Origin of the sequence: Vreelandella zhanjiangensis DSM 21076, from assembly GCF_000377665.1 — a bacterium.
GTDB classification, from domain to species: domain Bacteria; phylum Pseudomonadota; class Gammaproteobacteria; order Pseudomonadales; family Halomonadaceae; genus Vreelandella; species Vreelandella zhanjiangensis.
On record NZ_KB898654.1, the window covers coordinates 145464 to 166613 of the forward strand.

At 54.3% G+C, this 21150-nt stretch carries 22 protein-coding genes; 7 read left to right on the forward strand and 15 right to left on the reverse strand.

Features of this window, described 5'->3' with window-relative positions; genetic code table 11:
• Positions 1-228: 228 nt before the first annotated feature.
• Entirely contained in the window at positions 229-1134 is a 906-nt protein-coding gene (locus D467_RS0116855) for a DMT family transporter (protein ID WP_018918715.1), read from the forward strand.
• Here D467_RS0116855 and D467_RS0116860 read toward each other — a convergent pair.
• The 3 genes from D467_RS0116860 to D467_RS0116870 form a co-directional block, all read right to left on the reverse strand.
• Positions 1088-1936: an MOSC domain-containing protein gene (locus tag D467_RS0116860; RefSeq protein ID WP_018918716.1), complete on the reverse strand. Its 849-nt coding sequence runs from the start codon at positions 1934-1936 to the stop codon at positions 1088-1090. The genes D467_RS0116855 and D467_RS0116860 overlap by 47 nt on opposite strands.
• A gap of 73 nt (positions 1937-2009) precedes the next feature.
• Entirely contained in the window at positions 2010-3005 is a 996-nt protein-coding gene (gntR, locus tag D467_RS0116865; protein WP_026285816.1) for a gluconate operon transcriptional repressor GntR, read from the reverse strand.
• A gap of 14 nt (positions 3006-3019) precedes the next feature.
• The gene (locus D467_RS0116870) at positions 3020-3562 is read right to left on the reverse strand and encodes a gluconokinase (RefSeq protein ID WP_018918718.1); all 543 of its coding nucleotides are present in this window, start codon (positions 3560-3562) and stop codon (positions 3020-3022) included.
• A 276-nt stretch (positions 3563-3838) separates the two neighbouring features.
• Between D467_RS0116870 and D467_RS0116875 the strand changes: the two genes are divergently transcribed.
• Together D467_RS0116875 and D467_RS0116880 are read left to right on the forward strand one after the other, a co-directional pair.
• Positions 3839-4303 (forward strand): MarR family winged helix-turn-helix transcriptional regulator, encoded by a 465-nt coding sequence (locus D467_RS0116875; RefSeq protein WP_018918719.1) that lies wholly within the window; start codon positions 3839-3841, stop codon positions 4301-4303.
• 109 nt (positions 4304-4412) lie between these two features.
• The gene (locus D467_RS0116880; RefSeq protein ID WP_018918720.1) at positions 4413-4838 is read left to right on the forward strand and encodes an organic hydroperoxide resistance protein; all 426 of its coding nucleotides are present in this window, start codon (positions 4413-4415) and stop codon (positions 4836-4838) included.
• Positions 4839-4865: 27 nt separating this feature from the next.
• Here the strand turns inward: D467_RS0116880 and D467_RS0116885 are convergent, their stop codons facing one another.
• The gene (locus D467_RS0116885) at positions 4866-5561 is read right to left on the reverse strand and encodes an aspartate/glutamate racemase family protein (RefSeq protein WP_018918721.1); all 696 of its coding nucleotides are present in this window, start codon (positions 5559-5561) and stop codon (positions 4866-4868) included.
• Positions 5562-5779: 218 nt separating this feature from the next.
• On the opposite strand from D467_RS0116885, the gene yghU reads away from it, so the two are divergent.
• Positions 5780-6640, forward strand: coding sequence for a glutathione-dependent disulfide-bond oxidoreductase (yghU, locus tag D467_RS0116890; protein ID WP_026285817.1), 861 nt, complete (start codon positions 5780-5782; stop codon positions 6638-6640).
• A gap of 93 nt (positions 6641-6733) precedes the next feature.
• Here yghU and D467_RS0116895 read toward each other — a convergent pair whose 3' ends face one another.
• The 6 genes from D467_RS0116895 to D467_RS0116920 all read right to left on the reverse strand — a co-directional run bounded on the left by D467_RS0116895 (position 6734) and on the right by D467_RS0116920 (position 10889).
• Positions 6734-7051 carry a DUF6693 family protein gene (locus D467_RS0116895; RefSeq protein WP_018918723.1) on the reverse strand — a complete coding sequence of 106 codons (318 nt, stop codon included), beginning with the start codon at positions 7049-7051 and terminating at the stop codon, positions 6734-6736.
• Positions 7052-7155: 104 nt separating this feature from the next.
• On the reverse strand, positions 7156-7671 hold the full coding sequence (locus D467_RS0116900; RefSeq protein ID WP_018918724.1) for a YetF domain-containing protein: 516 nt from the start codon (positions 7669-7671) through the stop codon (positions 7156-7158).
• 122 nt (positions 7672-7793) lie between these two features.
• Positions 7794-8117: a hypothetical protein gene (locus D467_RS0116905; protein ID WP_018918725.1), complete on the reverse strand. Its 324-nt coding sequence runs from the start codon at positions 8115-8117 to the stop codon at positions 7794-7796.
• A gap of 119 nt (positions 8118-8236) precedes the next feature.
• Positions 8237-9226, reverse strand: a complete 990-nt coding sequence (locus D467_RS0116910; protein ID WP_018918726.1) for a lipid A deacylase LpxR family protein — start codon at positions 9224-9226, stop codon at positions 8237-8239.
• A 236-nt stretch (positions 9227-9462) separates the two neighbouring features.
• On the reverse strand, positions 9463-10002 hold the full coding sequence (locus tag D467_RS0116915) for a YaeQ family protein (RefSeq protein WP_018918727.1): 540 nt from the start codon (positions 10000-10002) through the stop codon (positions 9463-9465).
• Positions 10003-10193: 191 nt separating this feature from the next.
• Entirely contained in the window at positions 10194-10889 is a 696-nt protein-coding gene (locus D467_RS0116920; RefSeq protein WP_018918728.1) for a glutathione S-transferase family protein, read from the reverse strand.
• A gap of 241 nt (positions 10890-11130) precedes the next feature.
• Here D467_RS0116920 and D467_RS0116925 point away from each other — a divergent pair, with 241 nt between their 5' ends.
• From D467_RS0116925 to D467_RS0116935, 3 genes are read left to right on the forward strand one after another with little or no spacing between them, the layout of a single operon-like run.
• Positions 11131-12510: a GntP family permease gene (locus tag D467_RS0116925; protein WP_018918729.1), complete on the forward strand. Its 1380-nt coding sequence runs from the start codon at positions 11131-11133 to the stop codon at positions 12508-12510.
• Between the two features lie 9 nt (positions 12511-12519).
• A complete protein-coding gene (locus D467_RS0116930) occupies positions 12520-13290 on the forward strand; it encodes a glucose 1-dehydrogenase (RefSeq protein WP_018918730.1) in 771 nt (256 codons plus the stop codon).
• Between the two features lie 32 nt (positions 13291-13322).
• On the forward strand, positions 13323-14333 hold the full coding sequence (locus D467_RS0116935) for a zinc-binding dehydrogenase (RefSeq protein WP_018918731.1): 1011 nt from the start codon (positions 13323-13325) through the stop codon (positions 14331-14333).
• Positions 14334-14395: 62 nt separating this feature from the next.
• Here D467_RS0116935 and D467_RS0116940 read toward each other — a convergent pair whose 3' ends face one another.
• From D467_RS0116940 to D467_RS0116960, 5 genes are all read right to left on the reverse strand, one after another.
• Entirely contained in the window at positions 14396-15169 is a 774-nt protein-coding gene (locus tag D467_RS0116940; RefSeq protein ID WP_018918732.1) for an enoyl-CoA hydratase-related protein, read from the reverse strand.
• A gap of 98 nt (positions 15170-15267) precedes the next feature.
• Positions 15268-16896 (reverse strand): acyl-CoA synthetase, encoded by a 1629-nt coding sequence (locus D467_RS0116945; protein WP_018918733.1) that lies wholly within the window; start codon positions 16894-16896, stop codon positions 15268-15270.
• Positions 16897-17032: 136 nt separating this feature from the next.
• Entirely contained in the window at positions 17033-18820 is a 1788-nt protein-coding gene (locus D467_RS0116950; RefSeq protein WP_018918734.1) for an acyl-CoA dehydrogenase, read from the reverse strand.
• Positions 18821-18956: 136 nt separating this feature from the next.
• A complete protein-coding gene (locus tag D467_RS0116955; protein WP_018918735.1) occupies positions 18957-20330 on the reverse strand; it encodes an MFS transporter in 1374 nt (457 codons plus the stop codon).
• Between the two features lie 147 nt (positions 20331-20477).
• On the reverse strand, positions 20478-21113 hold the full coding sequence (locus tag D467_RS0116960; protein WP_018918736.1) for a class I SAM-dependent methyltransferase: 636 nt from the start codon (positions 21111-21113) through the stop codon (positions 20478-20480).
• Positions 21114-21150: the final 37 nt, after the last annotated feature.

Genomic DNA, 21150 nt, shown 5'->3' on the forward strand with positions numbered 1-21150 from the left:
GAAGCGAACTGACACCCCTGTTTAGCGTAGCTGATTTTTGGCGCACTGCCGAACCCAATCCCTTAAGCCACTTCCCCCACCGCGTGAACCCCCTTATGCTGAACGGCTAGGCTAACGTTGCCATAACCTCAGGGCCAAATAGGTTATACATGCCCGCACGGCTTGTTAACGACTCATGACCGCCGCAAGGGAACGCCCCCAAGCCTTTACTCATTATAAGGATTCGCCATGTCATCAGCTGATGCGCTACGCCTGGCAGTGCTCTCGTCGCTTTGGGGCCTGTCATTTATTTTCATGCGCGTCGCATCGCCGGAGTTTGGCGCTATTCCTTTGATACTGGTCCGCATGGGCGTTGGCGCGCTATTGCTGATTCCCTTACTGCTAAGCCTTCACTACCTGCGGTTAATCTGGCAGCACAAGGGGCCTTTGTTATTGCTGGGTATAGTAAATCATGTTCTACCCTTCTCACTTTTAGCTTTGGCGACCATGCGTCTGGAAGCAGGGTTCACTTCATTACTGAATGCCACCACGCCCATTTTTACCGCTCTGCTAGGCGCGCTGTTTTTTGCAACGCCGGTTCAACGCCAACAGTATCTAGGGCTGGCGCTTGCGTTGATTGGAGTCTATGTTCTTTCCGCCAACCGTCTGGATTTCGGAATAGGCGGTGACGGCTGGTTTATTCTGGCGGTAATTGGTGCAACGTTTTGCTACGGCATTGCGGGCAACTACTCAAAAACGCGCTTGAGTCATTTGCCGCCCCGGGTTCTGGCCGCGGGCAGCAGCGCCATGTCGGCATTGGTACTTTTGATTCCCGGCATTCTGCTTTGGCCTGACCAGCCGATCAGCACGCTTGCCTGGAGCAATGCGCTGGCACTTGCCGTACTCAGTACAGCGCTGGCCTTCCTGCTTTATTTCGGCCTGTTAGCCAGCGCAGGCGCAACGGCTACGTCAACCGTTACGTTTTTAGTACCGATAAGCGCACTGCTATGGGGCTACTGGCTGCTTGATGAGACGCTTAGCCTGCAGGTTATGGCGGGAATGATCATTACCCTGCTGGGCACGGCGGTCGCCACCCAACTGCTACGCTTTAAACCGCGCGGTGTGTCGCCGTCACCTCGTCCCCCACACGAATAAGCTGCCCGTCGCCAGCACTCAACGTCGCGTTTTGACCGAAATACCCGCCTTTTAACGTTGGCTGGGTCTTGAGCGTTATTAACGTTTTAAGGGGCTCGGCGGGATCGGGGATGTGGGCGGTTTGCTGATCCACCGTGGTGATCTTGCAACGCTTACATGGCTTGCGCAGGGTTAACGTGAATGCGCCGGTGGATTCCTGTAGCGATTGCCAGCGGTCTTCCGCCCACGCCTCATCGGTTTCCACTACGATATTGGGACGAAAGCGATTCATGGGAACTGGCTGGCTGCCGTTCTTTTCCAGGGCACTATTGAGCGCGCTCAAAGAGCCCGTTGACGTAACCAGGAACGGGTAGCCATCGGCAAAATGCGTGTCGGCTTCGCCACCGTCTAGAAAATCCGCTTCTACCAAACGCTTAAACTGGGTGGCAAATCGGACCAAGCTCAGACCTTTCCCCGACTCACCCAGAGCGACTTCCAACCAGCGGGAGACCTCTTCGCTTTCTGGCCAGGCTTTACAGTGGTCGTCCCACACCTTGACGATGCGCAGGTTGCCGCTCGGCTCTTCAAGCGAAATTGAAAGCGGGTCAACATTGGGATGTGAAAGCACCAGAGCATCGGCGTTTAATGCTACTTCTACCGTGGCCAAAAGAGGCAGCTGGCGCTGAGTCACAAAACGCTGCTGAGCATCGACCAGCATCCAGCGACGATCCCAGGCAAGCCCACTTGAAAGTAGCTCGCATTGGTTAACGCTGATGCCCTTTAAGGACTTGACCGGATAGATATTGAGCTGGGTAACTTTCACGATAGCCTCGATGCAAGCGAAACGTCGTACTTTAGCCATTTAGCTCGCAGACCGCTAGCCTTGCGCTAGGAACCTACAGCGTACCGCCGGTTTCAATGGTGTACCCCATATCGATGATATCGGCAGCCGGTGGTTCGCCCTGAATTCTGGCGAGCAGCGCCTTGGCGGCGGCTTTACCAATTGCTTGGCGGGGGGTGATAACGCTTGCCAGGCGAGGGGTCATTGCCTGCCCTATATCGTGACCATGAAAACCGGCAATGGCCATTTGCCCCGGGACATCGATGCCGCGGCGCTGACATTCAAAGTACGCCCCCACCGCCACATCATCGTTGGTACAGAAGATACCATCCGTATCAGGATGGTTAATCACCACTTGTTCTAAAAGCGCCGCCCCGACGCTATAGGAAGAGCGCTGAGTACTATGTAGCGTAGTCGGTATCAGGCCGTGTGCTTCCATCGCTTGGCGATAGCCCTGTTCGCGCTGCTGAGTTCGCTCATCCAGCCGTACCGCCAGATAAACCACCTGGCGGCGCCCTCGGCGAATCATTGCGCTTACCATATCAAAAGCGGCTTTGACGTTGTCGTAGCCCACCGACTGCTGTAGCGGCTGGCGATGTGTATCCATGATTTCGACAACCGGGATGCCTGCCGTTTCGAGCATACGCAGGCTACGCGGCGTGTGGTTATGATCAGAAAGAATCACGCCATCCACGTTATAGGAAAGCAACGAGGCAAGACTGCGCTCTTCAAGGGCAGGGCTATACCCATAGTGTGAGAGCATTAGGTAATAGCCCGCCGGTTCGGTGTATGCCTCGATCCCTACAATGACATCGGCAAATACCTGATTGGTCAGCGAAGGCACCAGCACACCTATCGAATGGCTGGTGGCACGCGAAAGAAGATCCGGTGCCCGATTGGGGATATATCCCACCTGTTCGGCGGCCTTAAAGATACGCTCACGCAAGCCTTCCGAAACCGTATCAGGGGCGCGCAGGCAACGGCTAACCGTCATTTTCGTTGCCCCGACCTTGTCAGCAATATCCTGTAATGTGGGACGCTTTTTCTTCAAACGGATGCCAGCCTCTAAAGTGACGGTGTGCGGGATGAATGATTAAGTGTCGCACTAAGCGCGCTGGTAAAGCGACTCACGATCTCGGGCGGTGAAAGCGCAATGGATACAGTGACGGCTTCACTTTCTCCCGGTGGTTCCAGATCGGCGAGCTGGCTGGCAAGCATATTCTCACCTTTAAAGAAGTGCCCCTCACGTGTTTCCAGGCGTTCACGCAACAGGGTCTGGTCGCCTTCCAAGTACAGAATGCGCAGCGCTGAATCTCCTTGGCGCAAGCAATCACGGTAGCGATGCTTCAAGCCAGAGCAAGCAATCACCACGCTAACATTTTGCTGGCGATGGTCGGCAAAAAGCTCAGCCAGCGTCTCAAGCCAGCCTTGGCGGTCGTCATCGTCAAGTGGCGTTCCACTGGCCATTTTGGCGACATTTGCTGGCGGATGGTAGTCATCACCATCAATGAACTTGGCGTTCAGAGCCGCCGCCAACTGCTGGCCAATATGTGACTTTCCACAGCCAGAGACCCCCATGACCAAAATACGATGAGAAACGGCGTCCATTGGTTTATCTCTCCGGGTTTAAACGCTGTGCAGCAAATATACAAAACCATAATCTATATGGTGTCCTATAGGTATATGCTCCCCTATAGATAGCCGCGTGAATAGTTGGATAATACGCAGATGATTTTCGTGTTACCGGTAACATAATAAATGCAGGTTAGCGAGCCAAATTATCCATGTCAAAACAAAACCACCAACTCAAGACCAACGTCTAGGTCTGGTCAGCGAAGGCTGGCCGCGCTACATTAATCCAACGCATCCCGTCCAGGAGCCGATATGCCCGCGTTAGAACCCTGTCGATTAGAACCTTGCAGTGAGTTGGAGTTAGACCATCAGCTATGTTTTGCGCTGTACTCCACCTCATTAACGATGACAAAAATTTATAAACCGCTTCTAAAGGAGCTAGGGCTTACTTATCCGCAATATTTGGCAATGCTGGTGTTATGGCAGCAAGACGGCATAACGGTAGGTACATTGAGCAAGCGCCTGCTGACCGACCCAGGCTCGCTAACGCCGCTGCTTAAGCGTCTTGAAGGCGATCAGCTGTTGATTCGTCAACGCAATCGTCAGGATGAGCGCATCGTGGAGCTATTTTTAACCGATAAAGGGCGTGAATTGCGTGAACAGGCGCGTCATATTCCTAGCTGCATAGTCAATGCCAGTGAAAAATCGATAGAAACCCTGACACAGCTAAAAGAAGACTTGGTACAGCTACGCGATAACCTACAAAAAATCGACTAGCCCTTCTCGCACTTTAAGAAGGTTTATTGAAATTTATCTTGCGCGCAAAATAAAGCTGCACTAAATTAAACCCAGTTACTCTGATCAACAACATAAAAGGAAGCTTGCTATGTCTATCGAAACCGTCGCCTACCGTGCCCATGCCAAAGCCACCGGTGGCCGTGAAGGCCAAGCCAAGTCGTCTGACGGCGCATTGGATGTCAAACTCAGCACGCCTAAAGAGCTAGGCGGCGCAGGCGGTGAAGGCACTAACCCGGAACAGCTGTTTGCTGCGGGCTACTCCGCCTGCTTTTTAGGTGCATTGAAGCATGTCGCCAGCCAGGAAAAAGTAAAGCTTCCGCAAGACACTGCCATTGAAGGCAGCGTGGGTATCGGCGCTATTCCCACAGGTTTTGGCATTGAAGTCGAGCTTACTATCAGCCTCCCCGGCCTTGAAAAGAGCGTAGCCCAGGATTTGGTTGACAAAGCCCATGTCGTTTGCCCTTACTCCAACGCAACGCGTGGCAACATCGACGTAACTCTGACGCTTGCCTAAGTTTTCCAACGTTAGCTTCTGATAGGGCTAACCTTTAAGCGCACGTGCCACTGCCCTGCTTGCATGCAGCGCAGTGGTATCGTAAAGCGGCACATGAGTATGCGCCTGCTCTACTAGTAGCGCGATTTCAGTACACCCCAGAATGACTGCCTGAGCGCCCTGCTGATGCAGGCTATCGATAATTTCGAGATAGCGCTCGCGCGAGTCACTATTGATTTTCCCCTGGCACAGTTCGTCGAAAATAATCCGATGCACCGCTTCGCGCTCGGCACTATCAGGCACAACCACCTCGATACCGAATGCGTCCTGCAAGCGAGCCTTGTAAAAATCCTGCTCCATGGTAAAGCGCGTACCCAACAGCCCCACGCGGGTAATACCATCTTGCATTAACTGTTCAGCAGTCGCATCAGCGATATGCAGCAGCGAAATACCGATAGCCTGTTCGATAGCCGGCGCCACCTTGTGCATGGTATTGGTTGCCAAGAGCAGAAAATCCGCGCCAGCCCGTTCGATGTTTTGCGCAGCACTAGCCAGGAGCTCGCCTGCTTTATCCCAATCGCCTTGCTGCTGCAGGGTTTCGATTTCGGCAAAATCGACGCTGATCAGCACAATTTTGGCGGAGTGAAAGCCGCCTAGCGCCTGCTTTACGCCCTCATTCAGAGCGCGATAATAACTTTGCGTTGATTCCCAGCTCATGCCGCCCAGCACACCAATAACCTGCATTTTCGTCTCCTTTTTGAATCACCATGAATTATTTTATTAACCGGCTAATAACCCTCCCCCCTTGTACCAGCTTTTTACTACCCTCATAAAGTACCTACCGTATCTAAAGTACTTAGAACATTTAAAGTATCTAGAACATCGAAAGAACCTAAAGCAGCTTAAGTAACCGTTTTTTTGCCATGTTGGCACTGCCCATGAAACAACACAGCGAGGCTATGATGAGCGATACTTCTTACACCCCACCGCGCGTTTGGAAATGGGAACCCGGCAATGGCGGCAAGTTTGCCAACATTAACCGCCCCATTGCAGGTCCGACTCACGATAAGCCCTTGCCCGTGGGAAAACATCCGCTTCAGCTCTACTCACTGGCCACCCCTAATGGCGTTAAAGTGACCGTCATGCTTGAGGAGCTTTTAGAGAAAGGCATTGAAGCCGCCGAGTATGATGCTCACTTGATCAAGATCGGTGACGGCGACCAGTTCGGCAGCGGGTTTGTCGAGGTGAATCCCAACTCAAAAATTCCTGCGCTGATGGACCATAGCACCAACCCGCCCCAGCGTGTTTTCGAGTCAGGCGCCATTCTGCTTTACCTGGCTGAGAAGTTTTCAGCGTTTTTGCCCAGCGACCCGGCCAAACGTACCGAGTGCCTTTCCTGGTTATTCTGGCAAATGGGTAGCGCCCCCATCCTAGGCGGCGGATTCGGCCACTTTTACGCTTACGCCCCGGAAAAATACCAGTACCCCATTGATCGTTACACCATGGAAGTAAAACGCCAACTAGACGTGCTGGACCGCCACTTGGCCGATAACCGTTATATGGCGGGAGATGAGTACACTATCGCCGATATGGCGATTCACCCCTGGTATGGCGCCTTGGTAAAAAATCGCGTATACGAAGCGGCTGAATTTCTTGAAGCCCATACCTACAAGAATGTCATGCGCTGGGCTGATGAGCTTGATGCACGCCCTGCCGTTCAGCGTGGCCGCATGGTGAACCGCACGTTTGGAGAGCCCAGCGAGCAGCTACATGAACGCCACGATGCCAGTGACTTTGAGCTTAAAACCCAAGATAAGCTCTAAACGATAAGGCACCGCTTCACAGCCCAAAACTCAATCAGATAGCGCAGCAATAAAAAAACGGCCCCTGGAGGCCGTTTTTTTACATGGAAGATACTACTGCACCCGGGAATTATTTAACGCGTAGTTCCATACCCGGTAAACATAAAAAATATAGCCAATCCCAAAGGTCACCAGCGAAATCAGTATCCACAAGATGATGTGGCCAATATTGCTGAAAATATTGATATCACACACCATTTTTCGCTCGGCACCCGTGGTTTGATCAATGACGGACGTGCGGTTAATCACAAAACGGGCAAACGAGTAAGGAAAGAAAAACAGCGCGATCCCAAGGGTAAGAATACTCAGCACCAGCCACAGCAGCAGATGCCCAATGATGTCGAAAATCGACAAGTTTGCTTTAATAGTCACGTTAAGCCCTTAGCGGATGTTCTTAGGAATAGTTAAGCGGCGCAGATTACCACCGCTGGCAGGCCTCGGGAATGTTTATAAGTAAACGCTTAAGGGTTTATGGATTACTGTGAGGAGTGGCGCACATCTTTAAGGCTTGAGTGATCGTGTTCGTCGCTTTCCTTTACCACGCTTAATGAGCCGTCGGTTTCCAATATAACCGCATGGGCGGCTGAAACACTGCTTAGCCCGTTGCTGCGTATGGCCGCTCGCACTTCATCCTGGGTAACTCGCGCCTTGTGCAGTGCCTGGGTAAGAAACTCACCGCGGTAAAGCAGCATTAAAGGCTCACCGGTCACCAGCTTTTTTACCCACCGCTTACGTACACTCAACCAGGTAATCGCGAACTGAAGAAAAATCAGTAGCCCCAGAGCTAGCGCCCCTTCCGCCAGCGCCACCTGTTTGGAAAGCAGAATGGTCGCAAGCGTCGAGCCCAATGCAACGGTCACGATCAGGTCAAATGCATTCATTTTCGAAAGCGTGCGATTGCCTGAAAGGCGTAGAAAAATGACCAATACGACGTAAGCCAGTAAACCGACAATCAGCGTACGAAAGAGGTTTTCCCAACCATTAAAAAACATAGGCTTAATAACATCCTTGTTAGCGGGCACATTAAGTGCCGAATATTGAGTGTCTTTTGCCTCTGATAAGCTAGCGTCAATTGGCGGCATCTGCCAGGTTGGAAACCTAAGATATTAAGAACTCAGTCGGACTGACGTTGCCACCAATCGGCATATGAGCTGTTATGCGGAGCAACGCCGGTTTCGTCGGGCGCATTATCGTCCCACCAGACAGGCCCACGTTCGCCTAATGCTTCTTTGGCGGCTTGTACGTTATTGCGCGCCTGGCGTAACGCCTCATCATCTTCTTGCTGCTTGGCGGTTTTTACCGCGCGGCGAGCCTTCATGAGCTCATTGACGTGGGCTTGTCTTTCATCTTCATCCAAGTGTGGATTAGTACAGCGCCACAAGCGGTTTTTGGCGACAAAATAGCGCCCATCTGGGGTATGTAGGTAAGTATTAGCCATGGGGTTTCTCGTCAGCTGCCATAACGAATGCCCTTAGGGTTTGTACGAAAAGTCGCATGGAGGCATCTTGCTCTGCCTCCATTGCGCCTGGACTCGCCTAATGATTAAAGCTTTATCCGTTAGAAGCTGCGGGATAGCGTAACGGCGCCGTATTTATCCTGCTGTTCCTGGCCATCAAACTCTCGCGTGCGCTCTACGGCCGCGTAGGTAACCTGCCACTGATCCCAGGCAAGTGCCAGACCTGCCGAGGCTTCGCCCACCCACTCCTTACTATCAACCGAGTGGCTGCTGGAGAACACATTGCCATCCAACGTTAGGTTATGTGCCACATAGTAGCCTTCGACGTTAGCAAATAAGTACCACTGCCAGCCGGTGGTGCTTGTCATCCGGCCACGATTTCCAGGGTTGGGCGTTAGCGTCGGGATACCACTGGCATCATCGCCCCAACGTACGCTATAGCCGGCGCTTGCGTAGGTATTAAGGTTACCCAGCGCCACGCTGAGGCTAGGACCATGAGCAAAGCGCTTACCTGCCAGCGGAACGTTATGCCACCACTGGCGGCGCATGGTCACGTTAAGCAGCGGCTCATCGCCTAGCTGGTTGTCCCAACCGCTGGGTCGATCACTATTGGTAAAACGGTGCACTTCACGCTGCACGCTATCGGCAAGTGATGAGGGCCCGACCAGACCGATATCTAAATGCAGATCCGTTGCCTGCTGCCAGCGCCCCATGGGTATATCTTCATAAAGCGATAGGCCGCCATACACCAGGCCAGCATAAGGGCGATCATCTTCAATCAGCTCGGAACGCCTAATATCATCTGGCGTATAAATTTGATGCACCAGCCGAAAGGCCACGGTATCTGCCTGTCTGATCAGGCCATCAGGCAGCGAGGTGGCTAAACGCTGGGTCCAGGTTTCAGGGCTGGGCTTGAAGGCCCAGTTAAGCTCGAAACCGCTGGTAAAGTGGCCATCATCGTTACTCGCCAGACCATCGTTCTCATGCTTGACGGAGATAACGTTGTTATCTGCATGAGCGAAAGCAGGCAATAGGCTCATCGCTGCTACAAGGGGAAGCAGACGCCAGGCAGGCAGGCAGGATTTGTGCATTGCTCGTTCCTTGAGTGAAGGGCAAACCGTGTTGACGCCTAACCAGACGCCAACAAACATTGCTGATTGTATGTAAATGTGCAAAAAGATAGCAAGCAAACGAGGCTAATTATCTTAAACAAACGCCATTTAAAGCTCTTTTCTTAAAAAAACCTAATCCTGGCTTTTTTATAGCGTAGTAGGACCTTTAAGCAGCTGGGCTAAGTAAGAGCGTAGTAGAACTTGCCCAAGGAAGCTTAACGATCGCCTAAAAGCCACTGGGGAGTAATTTCATGCTGGCCAGTTTCATCAGTGATAAACAGCGACCCTTCACTAACCATGATGGCCCAGTTGATCGCCCGAGGCAGGTTTTGAGCAATGGTTGCCAGCGCTTCTTGAGGCAAGGCCGCCACGTGAACATTTTTAAGGTTGGTCACACTGGGTAACACTTTGTTTTCCCACACATCAATACGCCCGTAGGCAAGCAGCGATACCCGCTCGGCACGCCGCGAGCACCACGTCAGGCGCTCGGCATCCGGCAAACCTACTTCAATCCAGTGGAGTACTCGGCCATCCAGGCTTTTTTCCCACAGAGCGGGTTCATCCACATCGGAAAGCCCGCGCCCAAACGCGATCGCTTCGCTGTACCAAAGTACATAGGCAATTAACCGCGCGCTCATCCGTTCTTCTGTTTCAGAAGGGTGACGAGCCACGGTAAACCGTAACGTTTCATATACCCCACGATCCAAATCGGTGAGGTTGATATCGACTTTATAAGGCGTTGCGCTAAGGGCCATGGGTTTTTCCATCGGTAAATATTCGCTAGGGTTTGCGCGAAAAGTAGCTGAGCGAAGACCAGACAAGGAAAAAATCAGTGAAAAAACGGAGTTTACTTGTGTAAATGAGTATTTTGATCTGGTTTTTAACGCCGTATGGTCGAGCGCAAGCAGTTTTCGTACAAAGCCTAGTTTACCTGATGCATCGCCGGTTATGGGCAGGCCTTACGATAATCGGCGGTTAGCGTACCCTGCTTTAGCGTATCTGCTTCATGGCTGGGCTCACGCCAGCGCTCTTCAAGTGCGTCCTGGTACCACACCTGCATGGCTGGCTGTGCCAGCATGTGTTTTACGTATGCTTGGGATGCTTCGCTCAGCGGCAAACCAAATGTTTGCACACGAAATACGACAGGCGCGTAAAAGGCGTCCACCGCGGTAAAGTCTTTACCGGCTAGAAAAGGCCCGCCAAAGCGTGAAAGCCCCTGCTGCCACTGTTCATCCAGCCGCGCCATATCGGCCTTGAGAGCACTCGATAAATCATCAAGCGCAACGCGCGCCCCGCAGTTCATGGGGCATTCATTTCGCAAGGTCGCGAAGCCGCTATGCATTTCGGCGCTGGCCGAGCGTGCCCAGGCGCGTGCTGCGACATCCTGTGGCCACACCTTAGAGTGCTGCTCGGCCACATACTCAATAATGGCAAGCGAGTCCCACACGGCGATATCTTTATCGACCAAGCACGGTACTAACGCTGAGGGCGAAAAGCGTTTAAAGGTGGCGTAGCTTACGCCGGTCCCGCCTTCAAATGGCATAACGTGCTCGTTAAAGGGGATATTGAGCGCCTTCATCAGCACCCAGGGGCGTAGCGACCATGAAGAGTAGTTTTTATTGGCGATATAAAGATCAAACATGAATACCTCATTTTAAAGAGACCAAGCGAGAAGTGCGCCACTGGTAAAAACAAATACTCAATGAAATTAGAGATAAACAGTATATCCCTCCCCAGCCAAAGTTCTGTAGAGCGCTTTTGACGATTTTGGCATTTTTTTATGGCTAACTTAAACCAAGGTCGTGTATCCAAGGAGCTGCCAATCTATACGATGTTACCGATAACATTACCGGTAACAAACCTTCCCTTATTGGAGCGCTCGCATGGATGGTTGGACTCAAACGATGTCCGCAGGACCGCTGCTAGGCATTGCAGCCGTAGCAGTGTTGGCCCTTTTGATATTGATCATCAGATTTAAGATGCATGCTTTTCTGGCCCTGATGCTAGTGAGTTTATTGACGGCGCTAGCCACCCAGATTCCGGTCAACGCCATTGTTCCGACGATGGTGAATAGCTTTGGAGGAACGCTAGGCGCGGTTGCTCTATTGGTTGGACTAGGCGCCATGCTGGGCAAGCTGGTGGAGCAATCGGGGGGCGCCAAAGCCCTCGCCGATAAAATGATCGACCTGTTCGGTGAGAAACGCGCGCCTTTTGCCTTGGGCATTACCTCACTGTTGATGGGTTTTCCGATCTTTTTTGATGCGGGCTTGATCGTTATGCTCCCCATCATCTTTGCCGTGTCACGCCGTCTGGGTGGCCCTGTCCTGCTTTACGCCATGCCCGCCGCTGCGGCGTTCTCGGTTATGCACGTATTTCTGCCGCCTCACCCAGGCCCTGTTACCGCATCAGAACTTTATAATGCGAACCTGGGATTGCTACTGCTTGCCGGTGTGGTGATTGCGTTTCCACTCTGGTGGATATCAGGCTATATGTGGGGGAAAATCGTCGCTAAGCGCTACCCCTTCCCTCTCGCTGGCTCGCTGTTCGGTGAAGTAAGCGATGACAGCGTTACCAACCCGCCTTCGGTCAGCGTGGTTATCAGCATGCTGTTGCTGCCGCTTGTGCTGATTTTCATGAATACCGGCTTAGACTTCCTACGCTCAATGGGTGTTGTCGATAGCGACGCGCTATGGTTCCAGTTGCTCTCAGCGGTCGGTAACACACCGGTGGCGCTGCTTATTTCAACGCTAGTGGCCATGCTAGTACTAGGTCGTCGTCAGGGTATCGGGGGCAGCGCGTTGGAAAAAGTGCTGGACTCTTCCTTAGGCCCGATTTGCTCGGTAGTACTGATTACCGGCGCCGGCGGCATGTTCGGTGGCGTGCTTCGAGCGTCAGGCATTGGCGACGCCTTATCTAACTCCCTCAGCGATATTGGTCTTCCGATCATTCTGGCAGCTTACGTGATTGCCGTGATTATGCGCCTGGCTCAGGGTTCGGCTACCGTGGCGTTGGTAACCGCTGCCGGACTCATGGCGCCCGCCGTGATTGGCGGTGATTTTACCTCCATGCAGGTAGTGGCGATTACCCTGGCAACGGCAGCGGGCTCTGTCTTTGCGGGGCATGTCAACGACTCTGGGTTCTGGCTGGTTGGCCGCCTCCTGGGTATGGACGTCAAGACGACACTCAAGACCTGGACAGTTCAGCAAGCGCTTGAATCCGTTGTCGGCTTTATATTCGCATACATTATTTTCATGCTGTTTTAGGTGAACACGATGACCAAAGCACTTTTCGATATTAGCAACCGTTTAGCACTAATAACCGGGTCCTCAAGGGGCCTGGGCAATGCGCTTGCCAGGGGGCTTGCTTCACAAGGAACTCGCGTCATTTTGCACGGCCGAGATCTAGACCGCGTGAAGGAGGAAGCCCACAACATCGCTAAGGAGACAGGCGCCAGCGTTGAAGCCGTCAGCTTCGATGTCACTGATGCCCAGGCGACCCAGCAAGCCGTGGAAGCCCTTATCGATCAATTCGGCGTTCCGGATATCTTGGTCAATAATGCAGGGCTTCAACGCCGAGCGCCGTTCAACGAATACGCGATACACGATTGGGATGCACTCATCGCCACTAATCTGTCGAGCCTGTTTTACGTATCCCGTGCCTTGACTCCCGCCATGAGTAAACGTGGCTCAGGTAAAGTCATCAACATCGGCTCGGTACAGTCCAAGCTTGCCCGCGAAACCATTGCCCCTTATTCAGCAACCAAAGGCGGCGTTGTGCTACTCACACAGGGTATGGCTGCCGATTTGGCGCGCTTCAACATTCAAGTCAACTGCATTTCGCCCGGTTACTTCAAAACCGAAATGAACACCGCGTTATGGCAAGACCCAAGCTTCAATCAGTGGGTGGAAAAACGCACTCCTGCACAACGCTGGGGGCATTTCGATGAGCTGGTGGGCACGCTGGTCTATCTGTGCTCGGATGCTTCGAGCTTCGTGTCCGGACAAAATATTTTTGTTGATGGCGGCATGACCTCGGTGGTTTAACCTCCGAGAACCGCCCTTTGGGATGAAACGCCATGCAAGCATTAGTTATTCACGGCAAGCAGGATCTGCGCGAAGAGAGTCTCTCCCTTCCCGAGCTAGCAGCGGGAAAAGTTCGGCTGCGCATGGCCTTTGGCGGCATTTGCGGCTCGGACCTGCACTATTATCATGAAGGGGCCAACGGCGCTTTTATCGTGCGCGAACCGCTGATCCCTGGCCACGAGATGGCAGGCTTAGTCGAGGAAGACCCGAGCGGCAAACTGGCCCCAGGAACACCGGTGACCCTGCACCCCGCCACCTTTGGAAAAAGCCAGCCAGGCATTGAGGGCAAGCCGCACTTGTGGCCGGAAGGCGCCTACCTGGGCTCTGCCTCTACCTGGCCGCATACCCAAGGCGGCATGAGTGAGTATCTGGATGTGGATCCCGGTATGGTACGGGTTCTGCCTTCCTCTCTTCCGCTCAAGCGCGCCGCCCTGGCCGAACCGCTGGCGGTTGGCCTGCACGGCATTGAAGTGGCTGGCGGTGTCGAGAAGCAGCGGGTGCTGGTTTGCGGCGCAGGCCCCATCGGGCTGCTGGCAGCGGCAGCGGCGCTAGCCAAGGGCGCTTTAGAGGTGAGCATTACCGATGTGCTGGAAGGCCCGCTTTCTCGGGCGCGCGCGCTTGGCGTGCAGCGCACTTACCGTATCGGCGAAGATGAGGTTCCCCAAGAAGCATTCGACGTGGTGCTGGAGTGTACCGGCGTACCGGCCTCCATCAACGGCGCGATCCTGGCGGTTCGCCGTGCCGGCGTTATTGCCCAGATTGGCATGATGCCCGCTACCCCGCAGCCGCTTGCTCTGGCACCGCTGATTGCCAAGGAAGTTCAGCTACGCGGCTGCTTCCGCTTTCATGATGAAATCGATGACGCGATTGCGCTGCTGGCCGCCGATGCACGCTTTGATGATGTCATCACTCACGTGCTGCCCGCCGCTGATGCCCAGAACGCCTTTGCCATCGCCAAGGATTCTGAAATCTCCGGCAAGGTGCTGATCGAACTCTGGCCGTAACGTTCCAGAGCACATAATAGAAGAAGCGGGCCATGGCCCGCTTCTTTTGGTTAATACTGCACTTAAAAGTTGGGTTTGCGCTTCTCGACAAAGGCTGCCATGCCCTCTTTCTGCTCTTCACCGGCGAAGCAGAACGCAAACAGGCTGGTTTCGAGCGCCAGTGCGCTGTCGAGATCCTGATCCATGCCGTCGTGTACGGCCTGCTTGGCGCCGCGTACCGACTGCGGGCCGTTGCCTTTAAGCTGCTTGGTGAGTTCTTCGACGTAGCTTTCAAGCTCAGCCTGGGGCATTACCCGGTTCACCAGGCCGATACGCAGCGCTTCCTGCGCGTCGATCTTGCGTCCGGTGGTGACCAGATCAATGGCCATGGCCGGGCCAACACGGCGCGGCAAGCGCTGTGTGCCGCCAAAACCAGGGATCACGCCCAGCAATACTTCCGGCTGGCCAAATACGGCGTTATCGCTCGCTACCGCCCAGTCGCAGGCCAATGCCAGTTCGCAGCCGCCGCCAAGGCAAAACCCGTTCACCAGCGCGACCACCGGCACTGGCAAGGTTTCCAAACGTTTGATGGTGCGCAGCGCCTGGCTTGCAAACGCGCGGGCCTCTTCGGGCGTTTTATCGCGCATTTCGGTGATATCAGCACCAGCGACAAAGGACTTCTCGCCCGCGCCGGTAATCAGCACCGCGCGCAGATTGGGCTGGGCTTCAAGCTCAACCAGATGGGACTCCAACGCGGCAAGCACATCGCTATTCAGGGCGTTCAGTGCCTTCGGGCGGTTAATGGTGAGACGTACCACGCCGTCGTTGTCGACCTTCTCAATCACTGCTTCGCTCATATTGGCTCCTTCATTGTTATTGCGGCGCTAACTGGCCTGCCTTCCAACCCTAGCTAACGCTTGGTTGGGAGGCAATCACTTCTTCTATCGCCGTGTCTTTAATGCTGTTTTGCCTCTTCGCGCAGAACAAACTTTTGTATCTTGCCCGTCGAGGTTTTGGGCAACTCGCTGAAAACTACCGTTTTGGGCACCTTGAAGCCGGCTAACCGCTCACGGCAATGCGCAATAATGTCCGCTTCGCTAATCTCGCCATAGCCGATTTTTAGTTTTACAAACGCGCAGGGCGTCTCTCCCCACTTGTCATCCGGCTTGGCGACGACGGCGGCTTCTTCTACCGCCGGGTGGCTGTAAATAGCGTTTTCCACCTCGATAGTGGAAATGTTTTCACCACCCGAAATAATGATGTCCTTGGAGCGGTCTTTAATTTCGATATAGCCATCTGCATGCCATACGGCCAAATCACCTGTGTGGTACCAGCCGCCCTCTAACGCCTGCTGCGTGGCCTTTGGATTTTTTAGATAGCCTTTCATCACGTTGTTGCCGCGCATCATGATTTCGCCGATGGTTTCACCATCTTTGGGCACGGGCTCCAGACTGACCGGATCGGCAACACACAGCGCTTCCAGCATATGGTAGCGCACGCCCTGCCGCGATTTGATCGTGGCGCGCTCAGCCAGGGGTAGCTCATTCCAGGCCTCACGCCAGGCGCATACCGTTACCGGCCCATACACTTCGGTTAACCCATACACGTGGGTCACTTCGATTCCCAATGTCTCGATACCCGCAATCACCGAGGCTGGCGGTGCGGCTCCCGCCGTGGTCACTTTTACCGGGTGGTCGAATTCGCGCTTATCTTCAGCGGGCAGGTTAACCAAGCCGTTAAGAATAATCGGTGCGCCGCTAAAGTGGCTGACGCGCTCATCGGCAATCAGCTGCATCACCTTTTTAGGCTCTACTTTACGCAGGCAAACATTGACCCCGGCGTTGGCGGCAATCGTCCAGGGAAAGCACCAGCCGTTGCAGTGAAACATCGGCAGCGTCCACAGGTAGATGGGATGATGCGGCATCGCCCACTCCATCACGTTACTGACAGCGTTCAGATAGGCGCCGCGGTGGTGATAAACCACACCTTTAGGCTTACCGGTAGTGCCGGAGGTGTAGTTAAGCGAGATAGCCTGCCACTCATTGTCCGGCAGCCGATAAGCGTAGTCGGGGTCGCCTTCGGCGAGCAGAGCTTCATACTCAACGCCGCCAATGCCTTGGGCATCGCCCAGAAACTCCACGTCCGCGACATCGATGATCAATGGTTTGTGTTCAAGCATGGCGACCGCTGCCTGAACCACCTCGGAAAATTCAGGGTCCACAAGAATGGCTTTGGCCTCGCCGTGGGCCAGCATATAGCTGATTGCTTCAGCGTCGAGACGAATATTTAAGGTATTCAGCACACAGCCCGCCAGGGGCACGCCAAAGTGCGCTTCAAACATCGCAGGAATATTGGGCAGCATGGCGGCCACCGTCTGACCTGGCTGAAGTCCGCGCTGTTCAAGCGCTGATGCAAGCTGACGACAGCGTGCCCAGGTTTCAGCCCAGTTGCGACGGATCTGGCCATGTACGATAGCGGGATAGTCGGGGTAAATAGACGCCGTACGCTCCATAAACGTCAGCGGCGAGAGCGGTACATGGTTGGCGACGGTTTGGGGAAGATCCTGCTCGAAAATAGAAGACATACAGCGCTCCTTGATTGGCGAAGTCTGCCCGTTGCGCCAGCGTGTTCGCCTGAATAGCGTTTGTTGTATTAAACCGTTTTATAGCTTGTTTTCATCGCCAGAAACAGAGCCGCCGCCCAAGGGCGGCGGCTCTATATCAATCTACTTCAAAGTCGCTCAAGCACTGGATGCCCGCTTCGATCACGGCCCGCTGGGCACGCCCAACTGGAAGCCATTGCATAATCGCAAACTCGGCGCTGCGCATTTTGGCGGCATAGAAAGGGTCATCGCTGCCGTTGTTAAGCGCAGCCTGCGCGCTAAGTGCCGCCTGCCCCATCTGCCAGGCGCACAGCACGTGACCCGCCAGATTTAAAAACGGCGTTGCATAGCCTTGCACAGCATCCGGCCCACGGTCAGGATCTTTACCCTGTTCAAGTACCTGTAGCTGGGCGGCGCTTAAATCCTCAAGCCCGGCGGCTAACGCCTGCCCCAAGTGGCCAAGCGCCGGTTCGGCGTTAAGCTTCTCGACGGTTGCAGCCGCATCTTTTAACAGGCTGGCAAACGCTTCGCCGTTGTCACGCTGTAACTTGCGCCCGGCTAGATCCAGCGCCTGGATACCATTGGTGCCTTCATAAATCGGTGCGATGCGGGCATCACGCAGCAGCTGCGCGGCGCCCGTTTCTTCGATATACCCCATGCCGCCATGCACCTGCACACCTAAGGAAGCGATCTCTACCGCCTGATCGGTCGAAAAGCTTTTCACTACCGGGATGAGTATGTCGACACGCGCCTGGGCCGTTTGACGCTCTGCTGGATTGCGCGCATGGCGGGCGATATCCAGTTGAGCGGCGCAGTAAAGTGCCAAGGCACGCAGAGCATCGGTGCGGGCGCGCATGGCAAGCAGCATACGCCGCACATCCAGATGCTCGCTGATGGTACATTCCTGGCCGCCACGCGCGGCGGGCAGGCGGCCCTGCTGGCGCTCGCGGGCATAGGCAAACGCGTGCTGGCAGGCACGCTCAGCCACACCAATCCCCTGAATACCGACTTTGTGGCGCGCCTCATTCATCATCGTGAACATGTGGTTCAGGCCGCGCCCTTCTTCACCCACCAGATACCCTATCGCGCCGCCCTGTTCGCCAAAACTTAAGGAGCAGGTGGGCGAGCCGTGGATACCCAGCTTGTGCTCAATAGCGGTACATATCACATCGTTACGCTCACCCAGGGAACCGTCGTCATTGACCAGGAATTTGGGCACCAGAAACAGCGAAATGCCTTTATTACCTTCAGGGGCATCGGGTTTGCGCGCCAGCACGAAGTGGATGATATTTTCAGCGGCGTCGTGCTCACCCCAGGTGATGTAAATTTTCTGGCCGCTTAATCGATAGTGATCGCCTTCGGGAACCGCTTTGGTACGTACTTTGGAAAGATCCGACCCCGCCTGGGGCTCGGTCAAGTTCATGGTACCGGTCCAGGTACCTTCAACAAGCTTAGGGAGGTAGGCCGCCTTTAATGCATCACTGCCGTGATGTGCCAGCGCTTCAATCGCACCCGCGGTCAGCATGGGGCAAAGGCCTAGCGCCATATTCGCGCCATGCAGCATTTCCTGCACGGCGCTGGCCACCACTTCAGGCAGATTTTGGCCACCTAACGCCTCGGATACGCCGATGCCGTTCCAGCCACCTTCCACATAGGCCTGGTAGGCAGCTGCAAAGCCCTCTGGCGTTGTTACGCTGCCATCGCTTTGGCGTTTAGCGCCTTGGCGGTCGCCAATGGTATTTAGCGGCCCCCAAACGTCACCCGCCAGTTTTGCCGCTTCCTCAAGCACTGCCTCGACCAGGTCAGGCGAGGCATCTTCAAAGCCCGGTAAGCTAAGTGAACGGTGCGCCAAGAGCTCTTCGAGCACAAAGCGCAAATCGCGTATCGGCGCGGCATAGACATTCATGGCAAACCTCGGGCTGAAAATTAAACAGAGTTTTCTTAAACAATTGTTTGAAAGTATGCCTAGGATAGTAGTAATACTCGCCCAGATACCATTAGCCCAAGGTATCAGCCGCCTCCCACCTCGTTCTTATGCCTGATTATTTACGCACTGCCGACTGTTCAACATCGTCGTAGAAGGTAATATGGCTCTCATCTTCTGCAGGTGGCCCAACCACCGGCTCAACGGCATCCACATCCCAGACAGCATCGGATAAATCTTCCAGATACTCATGCTCAAGCGCCCCTTGCATCAATTCTTCGGTTACCACCAGCTCGGCCCCCGCAGCCGTCATGGGAGTAGTAGGTGTAAACGGTGCAACAGGTACCGGCGCTGGGCGTTTGTGCCGACGCCAGGAGAAGAATATAACCAGGAACAGGCTTAGCGAGCCGAAGGCCCAGAACAGACCTGCATCGCCCATGGCGGTCATCACCGGTGAGATCAACAGCGGGCTGATGGTGGCCCCTATCGAGTTTATCAACAGCAGGCCCTGACTCATCCGTACCAGCGCGCCCGCCGGAGCACGGTCAGCGGCGTGGCTCACCGCAACCGGATAAAGCGCAAATACGCCACCGCCGAGCAGGAACAATAGCGCCCCCAGCACTAACGTGGAGAGCGGCAGCCAGAGCATTGCCGCCGAGATCAGCACGCAGAAACCGCTGATACCAATCAGCACCATCTGTCGGTCATGCCGATCCGACCAGCGGCCAATGGGGTATTGAAGCAGCATCGCGCCCATGATCACCACGGCCATCATCTGCCCCACCTGGCTTACGCTCATGCCGATGCGCTGCAAATATAGCGGCAGCAACGTATACGCAGCGGCAACCACCATGCCTGAGCCTAAGCTGCCCATCACACCCGTGGGTGTGAGCGTAATCAGGCGATGTGGAGGCAATGGCTCCGCATGCTCCATAATCGGTGATACGCGGGGAATCATGGCCATGGGTAGTACAGAGAGCGAAGCCAACAGGCCAATCACCATAAAGGGTGCAGTTACCCCCATGGCATTGGTCACGCCCAGTAACAGCTGGCCCACCACACCGGCGGCATACAGCGAAATCATATACAGCGCAAGCAAACGACCGCGAACTTTCTGCTCCCCCGCCGTCAGCAACCAACTCTCAATAACTAAATAAACGCCTACCGTGGCCCAGCCGCCCACCAACCGCAGCGCAAACCATGCCCACGGGTCAAAGAACAAACCTTGCAGCAGCACCGTAACGGCAACTAGCGATGCAAAACTACCGTAAGCGCGGATATGGCCAATGCGCAGCAGCAAACGGTCATTAACCATGGCACCCAGCGCCAAGCCAATAAAATAGGCCGAAGAGACAATCCCGATAACCGTTGCGGACTCCCCGGCGGCATCCAGGCGTACGGTGATTAAGGTCGCTAAAAAACCATTGCCGATACCCAGAATAAACAGGCCTAACAGGGGCGCTAGCGCCATGGCCAGTAGTTGCCGCGACATGAAAACCTCACCTTGCCAAACAAGTTGCTAAAGACGCTGCTAAAGGACCGTTATCGCCTCCCACACAACGACAGGCAAGAAACGGGCGCGCAATTATTGCTTTGGATAGCACAAAGTCAACGCTTTTTCACACCTTAACTGCCGTAATCAGTGTTTTCTCAGAATAACCGTATCCTTAGCAGGAAATTCGACTGTTAACTGATGCTTTGCAGCCCACCATTGAAAGGTCGCTTCACTAAAAAAGCACACATGGGTAGGATCATTAATATAGTGCCAGCGTGAAAAGGCTGCTTGTGTGGTAACGCGCTTGGTCATCAGCCCCAAATAACCGCCGGGGGTAAGCTGGCCAACCAATTGCGCCAATACTTGGCCGGGCAGTGCCAGATGCTCCAACACTTCTGTGGCGGTAATAAAGTCATAGACATGCTGCAACACTGATGTATCGGGTGCATAGAAAATATCGAAGATGGCCATTGGATGGCCGACTTCTTCGAACATTACCGAAAGCGTTGGCCCCGGCCCCGCACCAAAATCCAACCCCTTAGCCCCTTGAGGCAATTTGGCGCGGAGCGGGGTAAACAATCGGCCGAGAAACGCTCGATATTCCGTATCCTCGGGTGAATTTTGATGCTTATCGTATTCCGCTTTTTCATCCGCTGCGCTTAAATGCTGGTCTGACGGCACAAACACCAGCGAACACGTGGCACACTGGTAATAATCACGACGGTGATCCTGGTGATATAAGCTGACTTTCGTTTCGCCACATAGCGGACAGCATCGCATCGTCGTATCCTCTGGTTTTCGGTTTTGCATTTAAGGA

Coding starts and splice junctions, on each gene's coding strand:
- D467_RS0116945 (WP_018918733.1), bottom strand. CDS start 16,896: ATGTCTTCTATTTTCGAGCAGGATCTTCCCCAAACCGTCGCCAACCAT.
- D467_RS0116855 (WP_018918715.1), top strand. CDS start 229: ATGTCATCAGCTGATGCGCTACGCCTGGCAGTGCTCTCGTCGCTTTGG.
- D467_RS0116885 (WP_018918721.1), bottom strand. CDS start 5,561: ATGCAGGTTATTGGTGTGCTGGGCGGCATGAGCTGGGAATCAACGCAA.
- D467_RS0116910 (WP_018918726.1), bottom strand. CDS start 9,226: ATGCACAAATCCTGCCTGCCTGCCTGGCGTCTGCTTCCCCTTGTAGCA.
- yghU (WP_026285817.1), top strand. CDS start 5,780: ATGAGCGATACTTCTTACACCCCACCGCGCGTTTGGAAATGGGAACCC.
- D467_RS0116935 (WP_018918731.1), top strand. CDS start 13,323: ATGCAAGCATTAGTTATTCACGGCAAGCAGGATCTGCGCGAAGAGAGT.
- D467_RS0116905 (WP_018918725.1), bottom strand. CDS start 8,117: ATGGCTAATACTTACCTACATACCCCAGATGGGCGCTATTTTGTCGCC.
- D467_RS0116915 (WP_018918727.1), bottom strand. CDS start 10,002: ATGGCCCTTAGCGCAACGCCTTATAAAGTCGATATCAACCTCACCGAT.
- D467_RS0116880 (WP_018918720.1), top strand. CDS start 4,413: ATGTCTATCGAAACCGTCGCCTACCGTGCCCATGCCAAAGCCACCGGT.
- D467_RS0116875 (WP_018918719.1), top strand. CDS start 3,839: ATGCCCGCGTTAGAACCCTGTCGATTAGAACCTTGCAGTGAGTTGGAG.
- D467_RS0116930 (WP_018918730.1), top strand. CDS start 12,520: ATGACCAAAGCACTTTTCGATATTAGCAACCGTTTAGCACTAATAACC.
- D467_RS0116925 (WP_018918729.1), top strand. CDS start 11,131: ATGGATGGTTGGACTCAAACGATGTCCGCAGGACCGCTGCTAGGCATT.
- D467_RS0116940 (WP_018918732.1), bottom strand. CDS start 15,169: ATGAGCGAAGCAGTGATTGAGAAGGTCGACAACGACGGCGTGGTACGT.
- D467_RS0116960 (WP_018918736.1), bottom strand. CDS start 21,113: ATGCGATGCTGTCCGCTATGTGGCGAAACGAAAGTCAGCTTATATCAC.
- D467_RS0116920 (WP_018918728.1), bottom strand. CDS start 10,889: ATGTTTGATCTTTATATCGCCAATAAAAACTACTCTTCATGGTCGCTA.
- D467_RS0116955 (WP_018918735.1), bottom strand. CDS start 20,330: ATGTCGCGGCAACTACTGGCCATGGCGCTAGCGCCCCTGTTAGGCCTG.
- D467_RS0116950 (WP_018918734.1), bottom strand. CDS start 18,820: ATGAATGTCTATGCCGCGCCGATACGCGATTTGCGCTTTGTGCTCGAA.
- D467_RS0116870 (WP_018918718.1), bottom strand. CDS start 3,562: ATGGACGCCGTTTCTCATCGTATTTTGGTCATGGGGGTCTCTGGCTGT.
- D467_RS0116900 (WP_018918724.1), bottom strand. CDS start 7,671: ATGTTTTTTAATGGTTGGGAAAACCTCTTTCGTACGCTGATTGTCGGT.